At 57.9% G+C, this 19,191-nt stretch carries 17 protein-coding genes and 1 riboswitch; of the genes, 4 read left to right on the top strand and 13 right to left on the bottom strand.

Features of this window, described 5'->3' with window-relative positions:
• Positions 1-243: 243 nt before the first annotated feature.
• From cysK to HMPREF9334_RS09000, 13 genes are all read right to left on the bottom strand, one after another.
• Positions 244-1,179 (bottom strand): cysteine synthase A, encoded by a 936-nt coding sequence (gene cysK, locus HMPREF9334_RS09055; protein ID WP_006693168.1) that lies wholly within the window; start codon positions 1,177-1,179, stop codon positions 244-246.
• Between the two features lie 177 nt (positions 1,180-1,356).
• Positions 1,357-3,357 (bottom strand): penicillin-binding protein, encoded by a 2,001-nt coding sequence (locus HMPREF9334_RS09050; RefSeq protein WP_039957490.1) that lies wholly within the window; start codon positions 3,355-3,357, stop codon positions 1,357-1,359.
• Positions 3,358-3,473: 116 nt separating this feature from the next.
• Positions 3,474-4,169, bottom strand: coding sequence for a formate dehydrogenase subunit gamma (locus tag HMPREF9334_RS09045; protein WP_006693166.1), 696 nt, complete (start codon positions 4,167-4,169; stop codon positions 3,474-3,476).
• Positions 4,170-4,174: 5 nt separating this feature from the next.
• Complete coding sequence (locus HMPREF9334_RS09040) at positions 4,175-4,999, bottom strand: 4Fe-4S dicluster domain-containing protein (RefSeq protein WP_006693165.1); 825 nt, start codon at positions 4,997-4,999, stop codon at positions 4,175-4,177.
• 33 nt (positions 5,000-5,032) lie between these two features.
• A complete protein-coding gene (locus HMPREF9334_RS09035; RefSeq protein WP_006693164.1) occupies positions 5,033-5,905 on the bottom strand; it encodes a formate dehydrogenase accessory protein FdhE in 873 nt (290 codons plus the stop codon).
• A gap of 86 nt (positions 5,906-5,991) precedes the next feature.
• Positions 5,992-9,012 carry a formate dehydrogenase-N subunit alpha gene (fdnG, locus tag HMPREF9334_RS09030; protein WP_006693163.1) on the bottom strand — a complete coding sequence of 1,007 codons (3,021 nt, stop codon included), beginning with the start codon at positions 9,010-9,012 and terminating at the stop codon, positions 5,992-5,994.
• Between the two features lie 97 nt (positions 9,013-9,109).
• Positions 9,110-9,907, bottom strand: a complete 798-nt coding sequence (gene fdhD / locus HMPREF9334_RS09025; protein WP_039957555.1) for a formate dehydrogenase accessory sulfurtransferase FdhD — start codon at positions 9,905-9,907, stop codon at positions 9,110-9,112.
• A 24-nt stretch (positions 9,908-9,931) separates the two neighbouring features.
• Positions 9,932-11,065: a molybdopterin-guanine dinucleotide biosynthesis protein B gene (gene mobB, locus HMPREF9334_RS09020; RefSeq protein ID WP_006693161.1), complete on the bottom strand. Its 1,134-nt coding sequence runs from the start codon at positions 11,063-11,065 to the stop codon at positions 9,932-9,934.
• A complete protein-coding gene (locus tag HMPREF9334_RS09015; RefSeq protein WP_006693160.1) occupies positions 11,062-11,985 on the bottom strand; it encodes an MOSC domain-containing protein in 924 nt (307 codons plus the stop codon). Before HMPREF9334_RS09015 ends, mobB begins: the two co-directional genes overlap by 4 nt.
• 1 nt (position 11,986) lies before the next feature.
• On the bottom strand, positions 11,987-12,982 hold the full coding sequence (moaA, locus tag HMPREF9334_RS09010) for a GTP 3',8-cyclase MoaA (protein WP_006693159.1): 996 nt from the start codon (positions 12,980-12,982) through the stop codon (positions 11,987-11,989).
• A gap of 142 nt (positions 12,983-13,124) precedes the next feature.
• The gene (locus HMPREF9334_RS12655; RefSeq protein WP_071586098.1) at positions 13,125-13,250 is read right to left on the bottom strand and encodes a secretion protein HlyD; all 126 of its coding nucleotides are present in this window, start codon (positions 13,248-13,250) and stop codon (positions 13,125-13,127) included.
• Between the two features lie 113 nt (positions 13,251-13,363).
• Positions 13,364-14,569 (bottom strand): molybdopterin molybdotransferase MoeA, encoded by a 1,206-nt coding sequence (locus HMPREF9334_RS09005; protein WP_006693158.1) that lies wholly within the window; start codon positions 14,567-14,569, stop codon positions 13,364-13,366.
• A gap of 109 nt (positions 14,570-14,678) precedes the next feature.
• Entirely contained in the window at positions 14,679-15,707 is a 1,029-nt protein-coding gene (locus HMPREF9334_RS09000) for a molybdopterin-binding protein (RefSeq protein ID WP_006693157.1), read from the bottom strand.
• A 302-nt stretch (positions 15,708-16,009) separates the two neighbouring features.
• Here HMPREF9334_RS09000 and moaC point away from each other — a divergent pair, with 302 nt between their 5' ends.
• The 4 genes from moaC (at position 16,010) to HMPREF9334_RS08980 (ending at position 19,147) form a co-directional block, all read left to right on the top strand.
• Positions 16,010-16,492 carry a cyclic pyranopterin monophosphate synthase MoaC gene (moaC, locus tag HMPREF9334_RS08995; protein WP_006693156.1) on the top strand — a complete coding sequence of 161 codons (483 nt, stop codon included), beginning with the start codon at positions 16,010-16,012 and terminating at the stop codon, positions 16,490-16,492.
• A 10-nt stretch (positions 16,493-16,502) separates the two neighbouring features.
• Positions 16,503-16,636: riboswitch (molybdenum cofactor riboswitch) on the top strand.
• The gene (gene modA / locus HMPREF9334_RS08990) at positions 16,630-17,433 is read left to right on the top strand and encodes a molybdate ABC transporter substrate-binding protein (protein WP_006693155.1); all 804 of its coding nucleotides are present in this window, start codon (positions 16,630-16,632) and stop codon (positions 17,431-17,433) included. Its footprint overlaps the riboswitch before it by 7 nt.
• The gene (gene modB / locus HMPREF9334_RS08985; RefSeq protein ID WP_006693154.1) at positions 17,433-18,101 is read left to right on the top strand and encodes a molybdate ABC transporter permease subunit; all 669 of its coding nucleotides are present in this window, start codon (positions 17,433-17,435) and stop codon (positions 18,099-18,101) included. Before modA ends, modB begins: the two co-directional genes overlap by 1 nt.
• Positions 18,101-19,147, top strand: a complete 1,047-nt coding sequence (locus HMPREF9334_RS08980; RefSeq protein WP_006693153.1) for a sulfate/molybdate ABC transporter ATP-binding protein — start codon at positions 18,101-18,103, stop codon at positions 19,145-19,147. The genes modB and HMPREF9334_RS08980 overlap by 1 nt, the downstream gene beginning before the upstream one ends.
• The last annotated feature ends 44 nt before the right edge of the window (positions 19,148-19,191 follow it).

Raw genomic sequence — 19,191 nt, 5'->3', positions numbered from 1 at the left:
AAAATATATTTATTTAGTATATATTGTTTTATCGTATGCAGCAAGAGATTCATAAGCAAATTTATTCAAATATTATTTTTTAATATCAACTTCATATAGGATTTTTATCCTATAAGCAATATAACCGAACGCATAGAAGCAGCTATGTGGAGGATTCGTTGATGCAGACATGGCGAAATGGATACGCCATAGATGACAAAACAGCAGAGTGCTTGCGCACTCTGCTGTTTTGATGCAATATGGTCAGCGATCGAGAAAAAGGTCCGTCGAGAGGTAGCGGTCACCGCCATCGGGCAGGAGGACAACAATCGTTTTGCCCGCGAAGTCCGGACGATGCGCAAGTTCTACCGCAGCTGCAAGTGCAGCTCCCGAGGAGATACCGACGAGCGCGCCCTCACGGCGGGCAAACTCTCTGCCGTAGGCAAAGGCATCCTCGTTCTTCACCTGAATGATCTCATCATAGACCTTTGTGTCGAGGGTCACAGGGATGAAACCCGCGCCGATGCCCTGAATCTTGTGCGGCCCCGGCTTGCCGCCCGAAAGCACAGGCGAGTCCGTCGGCTCCACCGCAACAACGTGAATGGACGGGTTCTTGCTCTTGAGGTAGCGGCCAACACCGGAGACTGTTCCGCCTGTGCCGACACCCGCTACGAATGCATCCACTTTTCCATCGGTATCCTCCCAAATCTCGGGCCCTGTTGTACGCTCATGCACCGCCGGATTCGCCGGGTTCTCGAACTGCGACGGAATGAACGAGTTCGAGATCTCCTTCTGCAGCTGCTCCGCACGCACAATCGCCCCCTTCATCCCCTGGGCACCGTCGGTCAGGACAATCTCAGCGCCGTATGCCCTGAGCAGATTTCGACGCTCGACGCTCATCGTCTCGGGCATTGTCAGAATGGCACGATAGCCGTGCGCCGCTGCAACCGAGGCGATACCGATACCCGTGTTGCCGCTGGTCGGCTCGATCAGCGTCGCACCCGGCGCAATCTTCCCCTCACGCTCCGCCTGCTCGATCATCGCAATCGCAATGCGATCCTTGACCGAGCCCGCCGGATTGAAGTATTCCAGCTTCACCAGAAGATTGGCATGCAGGTCATGCGTTCGTGCAAATGATTTTGCCGCAAGCAGCGGCGTGTGTCCGATGAGTTCCGTCACAGTCTGGTAAACATTTGCCATAATTCATTCTCCTTTATCTCACAGCACCTTATTAAACATATAGAATAAGTATGTTTATATACTACTCATTTTTTCATCGAATGTCAAGGGACAGACACAAAAAAACTGCCGCATGATATATTTTCGTGCGGCAGCCCCAATGAACAATACGCATTGCCTAGGGAAGCACTGATAAATTCATGTCGCCTTAAAATATACTTTGACATGCGTGCCCTGATCGACAATATCGTTGATGCTGAGACTCTGACCGACCGCAGCCCCCGTGCCCTCACTCTCGAAGAAGAGTCCGCGCTGCTCGGCGAGACGTGCCGCCTCACGCATGGACAGCCCTGTAAAGTCCGGAACAAGAGCCTTCCCCTCCGGTGGGGTCGCGATCGCCTCCATACGTTTTTCCTCCGTGCGCGTGCGTGGGTTGACATCCGTCTCCTGCCCCTCCTTGGCGAAGGCATTGCTCGACGGTTCGACGTGAGCGTAGCGCAGGAGCTGTGCGAAGATGCGTGATGCGACGGGCGCGGCGATCTGCCCTCCATAAAAGTTGCCGCCGCGCGGGTCGTCAATCACGACAAGCACGGTAAAGATCGGATCTTCGACGGGGGCAAACCCACAGAACGAGGCGATGTAACGCCCCTCGAGATACCCCGTGATCCCACGGCTGGTCTTCTGTGCCGTTCCAGTCTTGCCCGCGATGCGGTATCCCTTGACCCCCGCCTTTGCACCGCCGCCCGTCGCAACGACCTGCTCAAGGAGACCGATAAGCGTGCGGTCAACGGTCTTTTGCAGGGTCTCGCGCACCTCCTGCGGCTGACGCTCCTCGTAGATCGATCCGTCAGGGTTCTTGATCGTGCGAATAATATACGGACGCATGAGCGTACCGCCGTTCGCAATCGCGGACATCGCTGTTACGAGCTGCAAGGGAGTTACGGCAATGCTCTGCCCGATCGCAGCGGTCGCAATGTCCGAGTCCAGCATCTCGTCAGGTTGAAACAGGATTCCCTCCTCCTCGCCCGGCAGGTCAATGCCCGTGCGCTCACCAAAGCCGAAGAGCCGCGTATAGTGCATCAGTTTTTCCGCACCGAGCGACAGCCCGACCTGTGCGAAGCCGGTATTGAGTGAGTTCTTCACAATGTCGACGAAGGTAACTGCGCCATAGCTCTCATTGTTCCAGTTCTGGATACGACGATCCGAAACAATGACATAGCCGGGATCATAAAAGACCTGATTTGGCGTGACAATGCCCTCCTGCAGTGCCGCCCCCGCAACGATCGCCTTGAACGTCGAGCCCGGCTCGTAGTTGAAGGAGACGGCACGGTTCTTACGCTGCTCATCCGTATACTCCCAGAAGCGGTTTGGGTTGTACGAAGGGCGTGATGCCATCGCCAGAATTTCGCCGGTTTTCGGATTCATGACAATCGCAGTGACGGAGGATGGCATGTTCTCCGCCATGGCGCGGTCAAGTTCCTGCTCTACCATAAACTGAATGGTGCTGTCGATGGTGAGCACTGCCGTCTTGCAGTAGTCGCCGCCATAGGTGCGCCGCCCGAAGAAGATGGAGTCGAGAATCGGCCGCCGCTGTCCGTCGACGGTCAGGCGCTCCTCGCGCACCTCCCCCTTGAGCAGCGGATCGAGCGCATGCTCCACACCGCCTAGTCCCTTATCCTCCAAGCTGACAAAGCCGATCACATTCGCCGCGAGGGCATCGTTCGGATAGTAACGCTTTGCCTCATTCTGGAAACCGAGGCAGTCGCTGTAGCCCTTCTCACGAATGACCGTGCGCACTGCCTCGTATTCATCGTGCTCAAGCCATCGCTTGACCCAGACAAAGCCGCCGCCAACAGCAATATCGTCGAGAACCTCCTGCTCCGTGAGGCCGAGGATGGGCGCAATATCGGCAGCAATCTCCGCAGGATCATGCGCGTCATAGACATGGTTCGGATCAATAAACAGCGATTTCGTCATGCTGCTGACTGCGAGCTCCTTCCCATTGCGGTCGAGAATCGGACCGCGCAGGGTCTGAATGCGGAACTCGTAGCCGCTCTGGTCGCGCATCCGCTGTGCGAGCGCGTCGCCCTGAATCACCTGCAGATAGGCGTAGCGGAACGTCAGGACAACGAGTACGACAAACATGAGCAGTGCCACACGCGCAATGCGCCCCTGCACCGTTGTCCGAATATTTTTCATTGGATTGCGTTCCCCCATTTCTCGGATCATTCCCATATCATCATATCATAAACACGTATGAAAAAAAAGCCGCCGCAGCGCTCTGCGCCGCAGCGACTTTCGTCAATGGGACGAAATCAGTGATGATCTTCCTTCTCTGCCTGTTCGATCTCCTCACGCGTGACAACGCCCTGTGCGATGAGTTCGTTCACCCATGCGCCGTGGTGATGCGCCGCGTAGGAAGCCTTGATCGTACCGTCCTTCATGCCGTGCAGGGAGTCCGGATTGACACCCGCCGCAAGATAGATGTGTCCGAGTGCCGCAGCAAAGCAGACCACAGCCGCAATGCTGTGCACGGGGATGGCAAGTGCCGTGATGGTCGCGGGCAGGATGCTGTCGCCCATCCAGAGAATCACGCCCGAGATGGCGATGACAAGGGCAAGAGCGAGCTGAAGCGCGATGTTCATCTTCTCGCCGCCGTTGTAGAAGCCCTGCGGCGGCATATGGGGATCTTTGCCCATCAGCTCGATCGGGAACTTCTGCATGAACTCCATATCCTTTGCGCCGAAGCGGAAGACTTCCTTGATCATCGTCAGATAGCCCTCACGTGCGATGAAAAAGCCGATGATCGGTGTCGCGATAAAGATGACACCGAACACGCGATGTGCATACATGAGCGTCTTATCGCCGAAGATGTCGTACATAAAGCGGAAGGTGTCCGCATACAGCGGCAGCGCCGTGAGGAAGAGCATGAAGAACGCGAATGCGTTCACCCAGTGACAGAGGGCAAATGTCTTCTGATGGCGCGGAACAAATTTCTTGTTGATCAGCATTGTGCTCACCCCTTCTCCTGTTCCTTCGCGGCTTCCTTAGCGCGTGATTTAACCATCTTGCTAAGCACCATGGCGCCGACGATGCCGGCGGCAGCACCGCCGATGGCGAGTTTCGTAAAGGTACGGCCTGCCTTCCAGAGGTCAATCGAAAGCGGGGTCACGGGGTTCGCCGGGAGGCCGAACACCTCGGGCTTGTCGGGCAGGACGTAGATCATGTGCGTACCGCCGACCCCTTCGGGGCAGTAGATATTCGCGTTCGGATGGTTCGGCTGGATCATCGCGAGGCGCTCTGCTGCGAGCTGCTTCATCTCCTCAATGGTGCCGAACTCGAGCGCATGTGCCGTGCAGGTCTTGGCGCACGAGGGCTTCAGAATCTCCCCCGTCGTCTCGTAGCCGTGCGCGATGCGGTCGTAGCAGAGATCACATTTGGTAGACTTGTGACGGATCTCGTCAATCTTGGGGATATGCCACGGGCAGTTGTGCTCGCAGTAGTGACAACCGACGCACTTTTCCTCATTGATGACGACAGTGCCGTTCGGGTTGCGATCGATGGCATTCTCGGGGCAGCCCTTTGCGCAGGCGGGATCGCCGCAGTGGAAGCAGTTCTTCTTGAAGAAGTCCCAGTGAAACTTCCCCTTGTCATCAACGCGCTCCTTCATCTGGATGAGCGTATAGACGCGTGAGCTGAGATCCTTATGCGACTGGTACTGCCCTTCAAACGGGGTATCCATATCGGGCGGCAGGTCGTGCCACTGTTTGCAAGCCACCATACAGCCGCGACAGGCAGTGCAGCGCGACATATCATGCAGCATTGCGATTTCCTGTGTCATGACGCTTACTCCTCTCCTTATCTTAATAGCCGTTTATTCAAGTATCGGGTTTCCCTTTTTATGAAGCCCCTTCTCCTCGGCGAGGAGATCAAGATGAACACTTGCCCAGTCCTGTCGATAGATCGCATCCTCGGGGCTGCCGTCTACAGGGCCGCGGTAGGTCTTGATGTAGCTGTCGCAGGCATCGCAGATATCCAGCCGCATTGCACTGTCATGTTCCGGCTCAAGGGTGTGCATCTTCTCCAGATTCGTATTTCCGCAGTAGACGCAGCCGACACGCGCATAGATCCAGCGCGTACCGCAGCCGCCGCACACAAGATGACGGATCCGTCCCTCGCGGTGTTTGCGAAGATCCGCGACCACTGGCCGCCGCCCGCAGACAGGGCAGAAGTTCTCGCGGAACTCCGGACGGTCTGCGTCAGGCGCCCACGTCTCCGGCTCTTTGAGCGCGGGCGGCGTGAGATGTGCGATGATACGCCAGATTGTACTGCGGACAAAGCCTTCGTTCAGCGCACGTGCCTCGCAGGTTGCGGCAAATGCGGCCTTGTCCTGCGTGAGGACTTCCGTGATGAGCTGTTCCTTCTCACCCTTGCGCATGGATTTCAGTGCGGCAAGATATGCGCGTGCCGATTCCTGCATGAGCGGCGGAACATCCGCCTCCGCGATGTTGGCGAACACCTTCTCCTGCAGGAGATAGACCGCACGCACCATGCGGCGGCGATAGGTCTCCTGCTGCAGGATGGGCAGCTTCTCCGTCATCGTCTTTCGGACGGCGCGTTCGGGCAGCTGGATGGTCTCCGGCGTGCCAATCGCCTCATCGATGAAATGATAGATCCGCTCGCTTTCCTTCAGAAATGGGTACTTCTTGAGGAAGCTCTTCATCGGATCTGTTTTCTTGGCTTTCATAAAAGGGTTCTCCCCGCCTGTTCAGACGTTATTCCTGTTCATATTCTGTGCGGTCATGCCCCATGCGGTTCATGCCACAGGGGGAGTTACAACCGTTCGACGTTGGCAAGGCAGGCCTTGAACTCCTGCTCCTGCACGTTCGGATCGAGCGCGTCGATGGTGAGGTAGTTTGTCGAGGGTCCCTTCGAGAGTCCCTTGAAACCCCAGTTGTAGGGCATCCAGATCATATGGGTCTCTTTTCCGTTGACCATAAGCGGCTGTGCGCGCTTCGTAACCATCGCCTTGACCTCGATTGCTGAGCGCGTCGTGCTGACGCGGACGCGGTCGCCGCCGCGAATGCCGAGCTTTGCGGCAAGCTGCTCTGAGATCTCGACGAACGGCTCCTTGACCAGCTCGTTGAGGTACGGGATGTTGCGCGTGATCGTTCCCGAGCACCAGTGCTCCGTCAGACTTGAGGAGCAGAGGACATACGGGTATTCGTCCGGCGTTCCGATCTTCTGCAGTTCCGGAATACGCGGGTAGATGACGCAGGGGTTGAACTCGGTCTTCTGTCCCTCGTTCATCACGTTCTTCGTCGGGCTTTCGACCGGCTCGTAGAACTCGGGCATGGGACCATCCACGGGTACATAGGAATGATCGCGCGTCTCACCGTTCTCCACATCGCTGTGCTCTGCGGCAAACAGGCGTGCAAAGCCCTCGGCGTTCATGCGGAACGGCTTCTGCCCGCCGGGGGTATTTGGCCCCTGCGTGCGATCGGCAACGTCGGGAACGTCGTAGCCGTCCCACATGCCCTTCTCCTCATCCCACCAAACGATCTTCTGTCCGGGGCGTACGGGCTTGCCGTTCTCGTCGCAGGAGGCACGATTGTAAAGCATATGGATGTTGTCGGGCCAGACCCATGCGTAGTTCGGGTAGATGCCCATGCCGCCGCGATCCTCCTGACCACGCCGCTTTGTCATATTGACACCGTCACCGAACACGCCCGTAAAGATCCACATACCTGCCATCGTCGTGCCATCGTCGCGGATCTCGCGGATGCCGCGCAGGAGATGCCCGTCCTTCAAATCGTAGCCGTTGCACTCCTTCATGATGTTCTCGACGTATGCCTCTCCGTTTGCCTCGGGATCGCCGTAGTTCCATGTGAGAAGCTTGATCGTGTTGTCCTTCGGATCCGTGGAGTCCTTGTAAAGCGAGACGATGCGCTTCCAGAGCTTGTCGCAGATCCAATAGTCGGGGCGCGAGTCGTTCGTCGGATCCGGGCCCTTCATGCGCCACTGAAGCATACGCATGGAGTTCGTCATCGAGCCGCAGCGCTCGAGGTAGGACCCCGCCGGCAGGAAGATGACCTCGGTCTTGATGTCCGCCGGATTATCGCCGGGGCGCTCCCAGAACGCCGCCGTCTCGTTGACGAAGACATCCTGCACGATGAGCGTATCAAGGTTTTTGAGCCCCTTGTTGACGATCGTGAGGTTCGCGTTCGTCATCTGTGGGTTCTGTCCGCAGACGTAGATACACTTGACAATGCCCGCCATCGCCTTTTCAAACATGATATACATGGAGTCGTTGTGCGTGCCGTTGCGGATCGGCAGTGCATTGAACATGTAATCGTTTGAAGCGTTTGCGGCGTCACCGAACCATGCCTTGAGCAGGTTCTTCAGGAACTTTGCGCGGAACGTACCGTTGTGATGCGTCCACTTCGCAAGTGTATCATCCACATGCGTCGGATAGGAGAGGTATGCAGGATAATACTGGAACATGATGCCGTAGTCCGTCGAGGACTGCACGTTCGGCTGTCCGCGCATTGCGTCAATGCCGCCGCCCGAGACACCGATGTTGCCCATGAGCAGCTGGATGATCGTAAAGCAGCGGATGTTCTCCACGCCGATCGTGTGCTGCGTCATACCGAGCGCGTACATCATGACGGTCGGCGTGATCGTCGAGAAGAGCTCTGCAGCCTTCTTGATGTCCGCCACGGGCATCCCCGTAATCGCCGATGCCTTCTCGAACGTGTAGCGCGAGAAGTGCTTCGCGAGGTGATCCATGACCGTGCCCTTTGTCGCCATCGTAGGGGCTTTCACCGGCTTGCCGTTCGCGTCGAGCTTGTAGCCCCACGACTCCTTGTTGTAGGTGCGCGTCTTCTCGTTATAGCCGGAGAAGATGCCCGCATCAAAGTCAAAGTCGTCGCGCAGGAGGCAGAAGGCGTTCGTATTGCGGCGCAGATAGTCGGCATCGTATTTTTTGTTCTGAATGATATAGTTGATAAGTGCTCCGAGGAATGCGATGTCTGTGCCGGGACGAAGCTGGAAGAAGTGATCCGCTACGCGCGAGGTACGGGTATAGCGCACGTCGACATGAACGATGATGGCACCGTTGTCCTTTGCCTCCATGACGTTCTTCATCGCCATCGGATGACACTCCGCCATGTTCGAGCCTTCGATCCAGATCATCTTCGCGTGCTTGAGGTTGTACCACGAGCCTGTCATTGCGCCGCGCCCGAACGCCGCATTGAGTGCCGGCGGTGTCGTCGCATGGCAGACACGCGTCTGGTTGTCAATGAAGACAACACCGAGTGCACGCGCCATCTTGATCAGCTGGTAGCACTCCTCGTTATTGACCTGCGAGCCGCCGACAAAGCCGATGGCATCCGTACGGTTGCTCATGAACTTGTAGCCGTTCGCCTCATCCTGACCGACCCAGTTCTCATCGCGCGCCTTCTTCATGGCACGTGCTGCGCGGTCGATTGCCTCCTCCCAGCTGATCTCCTCCCAGTGATCACTGCCGGGCGCACGGTACATCGGACATTTCGGGCGAAGTTCCGCATTCGGAATGTGCCCGTAGCCAATCCCCTTCGGGCAGAGGCCGCCGCGATTGACGGGGGCATCCGCCGCACCTTCAAGGTTGATCAGCTTGCCGTCCTTGACATAGCCGATCGTTCCGCAGCCGCAGCCGCAGAAGTGGCAGACGGAGGTAAATTCGCGACCGCCCGTCAGCTTGTACTCTTTCGCAGCCGCCTCGACTTTGCCGACGTCCAGACCGAGACTGGCAAGTGCCAGCCCGACGCCGCTTAGCCCGGTGGCTTTCAAAAAGTCACGTCTGCTAAGGTTCATCGTGATTCTCCTTTCATATCGGCGGAAACCCGCCGACAGGCTCTCCTAAACCTTAATTAACATATCTATGAAAAACGGGGAAATCCCCTGTTTTCACCTAAAGTACAATGCGCTCAGGGTTCGCGTATACACAGAATGAACCGGGCGCCATACGTGCGCACAGCGTAATGCCGAGCTTGCGTGCGACATCGAGCGAGAGCGTGGTCGGTACGGACTTCGCCGCAACCGCCCCGATGCCCATGCGCCCGAGCTTCAGCATCATCTCCGAGGAACAGCGTCCGCTGAAGACGATGATTTTATCAGTGATCTCCACGTGGTTCTTGAGCGCCCAGCCATAGAGCTTGTCAAAGACGTTATGGCGGCCGACATCCTCACGGAAGACGAGGATTTTCTTATTCTCCTGATCGTAAATGACCCCGCTGTGTACGCCGTTCGTCGTGTCATGCGTCTTCGATAGGTGCGCGAGCAGCTCATCTGCCGTCGCGAGAATATCCGACGCATGGAAGCGCACGTCGCGCGGGCGTTCAAAGATCTCCTCGGGGCGCAGTTTCAAGATTTTGCGCGCTGAGAAGTAGCGGGGATTCTCGACGGCTTCCTCCGCCCAACGCTGCGCATCCTCCGTTGTTTTAACCGAGGCGCGGAGGTGCTCTGCATCCACCGTCAGCTCCGTGATGTCATTATACGCGCGGATGCGCCCCATCTGGGCGAGCATCCCGATGACAAGATCCTCGAAGTCGACGGGCGAGCAGAACGCCGTGGTAAAGTTCTCCCCGTTGAGGTCGATGTCGAAGTAGACCTCCTCAGAGGTATATTTATGATCGGGGACGAATGCTTTCTCCTCCGACACATAGCGTATTACGGGAACGTCGATAAAGTCACTGCGCTGAATTTCCATTTCCATTCCCAGTTCTTTCCATTCTTACATCGTCAAAAACATCTCGCCGTCCGCGCCGTAGAGCGGCCGCCCCATCAGGAAGAGCGCAAGGCGCACGGCGGTATCCATATCATCGAGGTCAAAGGTCAAAAGATCCGTTTCTACGGTACGTCCTTTTGTAAAGTATGCGACAACGCGCTCATCCAACTCCGGTGTCCCCATGCCACGATCCAGCATGAGCGTCGGCAACGTGCCGCGCGAGCGGCTTTCCGTGATATATAGCTCTACACTATGGGTATCTAACTTCGCGATAAGATTCTGAAAATCCTTCCGACAACTCGTTTTTTGTTGAATAAAATATCCTGCTGGTGAACTAACTACGACCGCCTCCGCGCCCACCTTGGCAAAGCGCGCCGTGTCCTTCCCCTCCGTATCGAGGTCAAAGCCGTGGCTGTCGCTCTTGATGACTGCCGTACGCACGCCGCGCTCCGCGAGGAGCGGAATAATCTTTTCAATAAATGTCGTCTTGCCCGTGCCCGAAGCAGGTGCGGCGACTGAGAGGACGGGCTTCATCCGCTGCTCGTTCGCGAGCCGCCCCTGTGCCAGCCGATAGGCGGCGGGCGTGTTCACGTTAAACAACAGCCCCGCATCCACCGTAAGCGGAACTTCACGCACGACGAGTTCCCTGAGGATGATGCCAAGCTTGCGGTCACCGCGTGCAATTGCTGCCGCAAACGCCGCACCCGCATCCCGTCGGTAGAGTGCCGCAAGCGGCTGCCAGTAATCGCTGAGGGTCGGCAGTACTACCTGCGTATCGCCCTCTGCGTGCGGCAGGAGTGCCCGTACCAGCTCGATATCGTAAAAGGGCATATCTGCCGAAAGGACGAGTGACCACTCCGTCTTCGCTGCCGACAAACCTGCTGCAATCGCCGCCGCAGGCCCCTGCGCAGGGATTTCATCCGTAACGAGAATCGCTCCGAACTCTGCGGCAAGTATCGTGAGCTCTTCCCGCGCCTCCTCTGCTGCGAGGACAATGCTGCGGAACCCTGCCGCACGTCCCTTGCGGAGTGTGCGCGCAAGCAGCGATTCACCATCCAGCGGCAGAAAGCGCTTGTCCTGTCCCATGCGCGTACTCTTGCCGCCCGCCGCCACGATGAGTGTCAGATCGGAGAATTTCATCGTGCGCACTCGCCCGTGTCGCCGCGCAGGATCTCGATGCCATGCTGCAGCTGCGGCAGGATAAAACCAAGGCACTCGCGCACAGCCTTCTCACTGCCTGGCAGATTGACGATCAGCGTGCGCTTTTTGATGCCCGCCGCCGCCCGCGTGAGCATGGCACGCGGGGTCACCTGCATGGAAAGGGAACGCATCGCCTCGGGGATGCCCGGGGTCTCGCGCTCGATGACCTCACGCGTCGCCTCGGGTGTCACATCCCGCACGGAGAAGCCCGTGCCGCCCGTCGTTAGGACAAGCCCCACGCCGCGCTGTGCCCAGAGCTCCATTTCGCGCTTCAGCTCCTCCTTCTCATCGGGGACGATGTTGAAGCCCGCGACATGGTACCCCGCCTCCGTCAGCATCTCCCGAATCGCTGCACCGCTCGCATCCTCACGTTCACCGCGTGCACCCTTGTCGCTCGCCGTAATGACGGCGGCATCCAGAGGGATCTTCTCCGTCGTGATCTCCATTTTGTCACCAACCGTCACCCAACCGCCGTGGAGCACGCGTGCAAAGACGCCCTCGCGCGGCATGATGCAGTCGCCGACCTGATGGTAGATCTGGCAGTGGCTGTGGCACTCCTTGCCGATCTGCGTGATCTCGAGAAATACATCCCCGACACGCAGACGTGTGCCGACGGGCAGCTCCTTGAAGCGGAATCCCTCGGCAACCACATTCTCTCCAAATGCACCAAAGTCCACATCCGCGCCGCGTGCACGGAAATCGTCGATCTCGCCAAGACCGAGGAGGCTTACCTGACGGTGCCAGTCACCCGCATGGGCATCGCCGTCAATGCCGAACTCCGTCATGAAGAAGACGCGATCCAACGCGTGCTTCTGCGTCCCACGCTTCTCACTGATACAGAGCGCTCGAATCTCTCCCATATTAACCTCCCACCTGATACATGGCGCGTCGGTCACGCGTCTCTGTGTCCATCTCGAAATAGTGTTCCTCGGGCTTTTTCCAGATCGCATGTGCGATTGCGTCTGCCAGCTGCGCATCCGTCGCCCCACCGCGCAGGAGTGCACGCGTATCCAGTCCAGCATTGCTGTAGAGACAGAGTTTCAAAAAGCCCTCTGCCGTCAAACGCACACGGTTGCATGTCGCACAGAATTTGTGCTCCATTGCGTCGATAAAGCCGAGTGCACCCGCAAATCCCGCAGGTTTTACATAAGCGGCGGGTCCTGTTGGAACAGCCCCCTCATGCGCCGCCTCCCCCACGGGAAGCAGTGCTCCGAACGCGTCCCGCAGCCGCGCCCGCACCGCGTCCATCGGCACACCGCGATAGCCTTCCGTGCGGGCACAGCCGATCGGCATGAGCTCGATGTAGCGCATCTTAATCGGATAGTCGCGTGCAATCGCCGCGAGTTCCGTGATCTCATCGTCGTTTATCCCCGCAATCGGCACGCAGTTCATCTTGACCTCAATGCGCGGCTCCCGCGTCAGACGTTCCAGAGCCTCCATCACTGCACCGAACATTGGCCGCCGCGTGATGGAGAAAAATTTACCGCCGTCTAGCGTGTCGAGGCTGAGGTTCACTGCGTCAAGCCCCGCGTCCAGGAGCTCATCCATCATCGTGCTGAGCAGGACACCATTCGTTGTAATCGCAACCGTCTCAATGCCGGGTGTTTCCTTCAGCCCGCGTACGAGATGTACGATATCGCGGCGCACAAGCGGCTCACCGCCCGTCAGACGCACCTTGCGGATCCCCATCTGTGCGAGCGCACGCACATCGCGCAGAATCTCCTCATAGGAAAGGATATCCGCGTGGCGCAGCTTTTTCACGCCGTGCGCGGGCATACAGTAGCGGCACCGCAGATTGCAGCAGTCCGTCACCGAAATGCGCAGATATTCAATTTTCCGCTGAAACTGATCCTGCATAATAGCCTTCTTCTATCTATAATCCTCTATCCAACTATGTGACGAGGGTGTGATGATTTCCCTAAGCGAACCCTAGTGGAGCAAACGGAGGAAAGCGTGCGACCCGCCCCCTGCGGATTTCTTTCGTTCAAGCGAAGCGCGTTTAAGGAAGCACTGATAAATTCAGCACTACCATCTTGACGCATCTTTTTTGCCCGCACTGTGTCGGCAAATCCTCCACATAGCCCTTGCTATGCGTCCGGTTTGCCTCCTTGTTCGGACGAAAAATCTACGCCAATCTGGCAGACTTCATTTTATCAGCGATTCCTTAAGAAGTCCGCAGGTATTTAGGCGGACGAGCACGCGACCGTTTGCGTAACTAAGCGTTCGCGTGGGAAGTCATCAGAGAATCACAACCTCTACCTCTGTCCCTGCCGCCAGCGGTTTTGTCCCCGCCGGCACATCCACGAACGCATCGCAGCCCGCCGCCGAAAAGAGCGATCCGGACTCATGCTGATCGGGCAGCGAAACACGCCCATCCGCCTCCATGCGTGCGCGTAGGAAACGCCGCCCGAGGCACTCCTTTGGGAACGCATCCGCGAGCACCGCACGCCGACGCGGAAGCGTAACCGTCGTCTCGCCCGCGAGATGAGTGAGTGCCGCACGCGCCATCAGCTCGAACGTCGCGTACGCCGCGAACGGATTTCCCGAGAGCGCGATGCCGAGCATCTTCCCGCGCGTATAGGCAATCGCCGGCGCCCCCGGCTTCATGCAGACGCGCCAGAAGAGACGCTCCGCACCGAGCGCAGGCACAACACCGTGCATAATGTCCTTCTTGCCAACGGACACACCGCCCGAGGTCAGAAAGAGATCCACTTTGTCCGCATAGGAAGCAATCACCGCTGCTGCCCGCTCCACATCATCGGGCACAGAGCCGACAACCGTCACCTCCGCACCGAGCTCCTTCAGTCGCCCTGCGAGGAGATAGAGATTGCTGTTGTAGATCTTCCCGGGGCGGAGAGGCTCTCCCGGCTGAAGCAGCTCATCGCCCGTACTCGCGACCGCGACGCGTACCCGCCGACGGACAAGAACATCACCATAACCCTCGCTTGCAAGTACCGCCAGATGCGCTGCCCTGATGCGCTGCCCGCGGCGGATGAGTACCGTATCCTTCTTGATATCCTCGCCCGCATAGCAGTAGTTCTCGTACGGTTCGGACGTGAACGGAACGTGAATCCGCTCCCCGTCCTCCTGCACATCCTCCTGCCGCACCACACAGTCGCAGCCCTTCGGAATCGCGCCGCCCGTCATGATGCGGACGCACTCGCCCGCGCCGACCGTGCCCGCGAAGAAATCGCCCGCGCACTCCTCGCCAATCACGCGCAGCGTGACGGGATGCTCCGCCGAGGCATTTGCCGTACTCGCCGCCGCAAATGTATAGCCGTCGAGCGGCGAGCGGTCGAACGGCGGATTGTCAAAGCCCGCGCACACATCCTCTGACGCAACGCGTCCCACGGCATCCAGCAGGGGAACGCGCTCTGTTTCCGCAACCGGCACGGTATGTGCAAGCAGCACCTCTACCGCCTGTTCGAATTCGATGTCCTGCATGGTTCCCCTCCTACAATTTCATATGTATATCTGTTAGAGCACACTGATAAATTCGGCAGTTCCTTTATACAAAATATTTATTGTCTGTGTCTGTGTCAAATGTCACATTTTATTTCCCGAACGGACAGACGGGATAGTGGCACACCTTGCACTCCATGCAGAGCCCGCCGATGCCGAGGCGCGTAATCTCGCGCCGTGTCCACTCACTTCCTGCAATCACGCGCGGCATAATGATGTCAAAGATTGTCGCAGGCGAGTACATGACACAGCCCGGCAGCCCCATGATCGGCACCTGCCGCCCGTCTTTCTCGTAGTACGCGAGCAGGAACATCGCCCCCGGCAGCACAGGCGCGCCGTAGGTCACAACCCGTGCCCCCGTCGCACGAATCGCGGCTGGCGTGCGGTCATCGGGGTCGACGCTCATGCCGCCCGTGCAGAGCACCATATCCATACCGAGAGCCAGCAGCTCCTCGATCGCCGCGCGCGTGTGCTCCGTCCCATCATCTGAGAGCCGATGCTCATCCACGCGCAGTCCAAACGCACGCAGCTTGCTGTCAATGACAGGCGTAAAGGTATCCTTGATTCGCCCGTGAAAGACCTCGGAGCCCGTCGTCACAACGCCGACCTTCATCGTTCGATACGGCAGAATGCGCAGCAGCGGCTTCGAGCCCGCCGTCTCACGCACCTTTTCCATAATACTCTTGTCAATGACGAGCGGGATCACACGCATCCCCGCGAGCTTCGTCCCTGCCTTCACGGGGAAATGCTGTGCGATCGTCGCAATCATCACATCCGTGATGTCGTTCACCGCATTGAGTGCATCCTCGCGCACCTCGAACACGCCCGCCACCGTCGAGGTCAGCTCGATCTTTCCTTCCTTCGGCTCACTCGCCGTCATATACTCACTTTGGCAGAGATCCCGCAGAATCGCTGCGGCATCGTTCTCGTGCAGCATATTCTCATCGTCCTCCCAGACGTAGATATGCTCCTTGCCGATACGCAGCAACACCTCGACATCCTCCGCGCGGATCACATCGCCCTTGCGGAATCGCGCTCCCTTGCGCTCACCGCGTACGATCTCCGTGATATCGTGGCAGAGCATCATCCCCACTGCGTCTTGAACGCGAACCTCCCGCATGGCTCCTCCCCGCTTTATCGGCAGTATTTTCAAAAACACTCCGCATATAATACGCATTTACGATCAAATTCAAACAGCTTTCACGACGAATTAAAGTCCTTCTAAAAACCATTCTCATTTATATATTCTTCTTATTGATTATACCACACAAAATAAATTTTCTCTATGATTTTTCGTAAATGAGAAAGGTTTTTTGCGCCCTTTGTCCCGCTTTCATTTCCGCAAAGATTGTGTCCAAACGATTGATTTTCAATGCAAGTTACGCTATGATTAAAACATTAGCTTGGAAAGGAGGAAAATGTATGCCGAATATGGGACTGACGCATTTCGATGAAGGCGGCGCAGCCGTCATGGTGGATGTCAGCGGCAAGGAGAAGACGCACCGCGAGGCGATCGCGAGCGGGCGCATCTATGTGAGCGATGATGTATACGCCGCCATCGCGGGCGGCACGGCGGCAAAGGGCGATGTGCTCGGCGTCGCACGCATCGCGGGCATCATGGCAGCAAAGCGCACATCGGACACGATCCCGCTCTGCCATCCGCTTCCGCTTGCCAAATGCACGCTGGACTTCAAGCTCGAGGAGATTCCGCGCTGTGCCGTACATGCGACGGCGACGGTGAAGGTCACGGGCGAGACGGGTGTCGAGATGGAGGCACTGCACGCTGTGAGTGTTGCACTCCTCACCATCTACGATATGTGCAAGGCAATTGACAAGCGTATGGAAATCACGGACATCCGTCTCGAGCGCAAGTCCGGCGGCAAGAGCGGCACATTCGTGCGCTGACGGAGGGATTTCCCTCAACCAACTCCGAGCAAGGATCGTCTAAGGGGAAACCTACGACACCTTGCCTGACGGATTCCGTCACGGGGTACGACCGGAAACGGTCGTGCCTACTCTATTTTGTAAAGGAGAATACAATCATGAAACTCAGGAACTTACTTACGGCAGGTCTCACCGCCATGGCACTCTTTACCGCCGGCTGCGTTGGCGGCGGCGACAGCGCGAACAAGATGGACACGCCGAAGGAAGGCCCGGTCGAACTGCAGGTCTCTGCGGCAGCGAGCCTCACGGACGCGATGAAGGAACTCGGCGGCATGTATGAGAAGGAGCACGGAAATACGAAGCTCGTCTTCAACTTCGGCAGCAGCGGCGCACTCCAACAGGCGATTGAGAACGGCGGAGCTACCGATGTCTTCGTCTCTGCCGCGCAGAAGCAGATGAATGCGCTCGACGAGAAGAAGCTGCTTGCAGACGGCACGCGCGTCGATCTGCTCATCAACGACGTGGTTCTCATCACGGCGAAGGACAGTAAGCTAAACCTGCCCGACTTCAAGGCAGTGCTTGACCCGCAGGTCGCACACATCGCACTCGGTGAGCCGAAGGGCGTGCCCGTCGGACAGTACAGCGAGGAAGTCTTTACGAAGCTCGGCATCCTCGACGATGTGAAGGCACGTGCCGTCTACGGCTCCGATGTCCGTCAGGTGCTCGCATGGGTCGAGACGGGTGATGCGGACTGCGGCGTTGTCTACGCGACCGATGCCGCCATCTCGGATAAGGTGAAGGTCGCCGCCGTCGCTCCCGCCGATACACATAAGCCCATCGTCTACCCGGCAGCAGTCCTCAAGGATGCAAAGAATATGAACGAAGCAAAGGATTTTCTCGCGTTCCTCCAGACCGACACTGCGAAGAAAGTCTTTGAGAAATACGGCTTCAAAGTGAAATAATGACGGACGAAACGATATCCCCGCTCATCATCTCACTTGAGGTCGCGGGTCTTGCGACGGTCATCACCTTCTTTGTCGGCATCGCGCTCGCCTATGGTGTCCTGCAGATCCGCAGCCGACTCGCGGGCACGATCGCCGACGCGGTGATTACCCTGCCGCTCGTCTTGCCGCCTACCGTCGTCGGATTCTTCCTCCTGCTCTTCCTCGGAAAGCGCAGTTCCATCGGGAGCTTCCTCCTGTCAATCGACCTGCCGCTCGTCTTTACTTGGCGTGCGGCGGTCATTGCGGCGGTCATCGTGAGCCTCCCGCTCATGTACCGCACAGCACGCGGCGCGTTCGAAGCGATTGACCGAAACATGATCCATGCGGCACAGACCCTCAGCGTCAGCAACTGGCGCATCTTTTGGCGGATCATTCTGCCGAATGCACGGCACGGCATCCTCGCGGGGCTCGTCCTCTCGTTTGCCCGTGCGCTCGGCGAGTTCGGCGCGACCATCATGTTCGCGGGCAATATCCCGGGACGTACACAAACCATGTCCACCGCCATCTATGCGGCGGTACAGGCGAACGACTACGACCTCGCATTCCGCTGGGCAGTCATCATCTCCCTGTTCTCCCTCTTCTTTATCGGAGCGATGAACCTGTACCTCAAACGGGAGGTGCGCTGATGGAGCTGATTGTAAACATCGAAAAACGCCTGCGTGACTTCACGCTTGCAGCGGACTTTACGCTCACGGACACAACCCTCGCCCTCCTCGGCGCGTCGGGCAGCGGCAAGAGCATGACGCTCAAGTGCATCGCAGGGCTCGAGCGTCCCGATCGCGGACAGATTGTCCTGAATGAGCGCATCCTCTTTGACAGCGAAAAGCGCATCAACCTCCCGCCACAGGCGCGGAACATCGGCTACCTCTTTCAGAACTACGCCCTCTTTCCGAACATGACCGTGCGCGAGAACATCATCTTCGCGCTCGATGGTTCACAGGAGGAAAAGGAGCGTATCTTCAAGGAGAACGTCGCACGATTCTCTCTGGAAGGGCTGGAGCACGCCTATCCTGCGGGGCTCTCAGGCGGTCAGCAGCAGCGCGTCGCCTTTGCACGCATCCTCGCACGCGGCGCGGATGTGCTGCTCCTCGATGAGCCGCTCTCCGCTCTCGACACACATCTCAAGTGGCAGATCGAGACGGCACTGCGCGAGATCCTCACCATGCAGGACATCTCGGCAATCCTTGTCACCCACGACCGCGACGAGGCATTCCGCATCGCGCAGGAGATCGCGACTGTCGACCGCGGACAGCTCACGCCGCCGACGGATAAGCACGAACTCTTTCGGAATCCCGGCACGCGTGCCGCGACCACACTCACGGGCTGCAAGAATATCTCTGCCGCTCACCGTGTGGATGAAATGCACGTCACGGCGACCGACTGGGGCATCACGCTCCGCGTCGCAAACGCAACGACAGACGTGCGCCACATCGCCGTCCGCGCACACTATCTTGTGCTTGCGACAGAGAACGATGTGGATGCGCTCCCTGCACGCATCGCCGAGGTCATCGAGAGCACCTTTACCTACATCGTCATGCTGCGCTTTGCAGATGGAGCGATGCCCATCCGCTGGGAAATCGACAAAGCAACGTGGCATGCACACGAAGCCGGCATCGGTGATACATTGTATTTCAACTTCCCCATCGAGGAGCTTATGCTTCTGAGGGACTAGAAACACTCTAAAACACAAAAATCCCGAACAGTGATTCGTCACCG

Source organism: Centipeda infelix ATCC 43532 (assembly GCF_000234095.1).
GTDB lineage: Bacteria > Bacillota > Negativicutes > Selenomonadales > Selenomonadaceae > Centipeda > Centipeda infelix.
The sequence above is the reverse complement of the archived record's forward strand: the minus strand, read 5'-3'. Positions and strand labels throughout refer to the sequence as shown.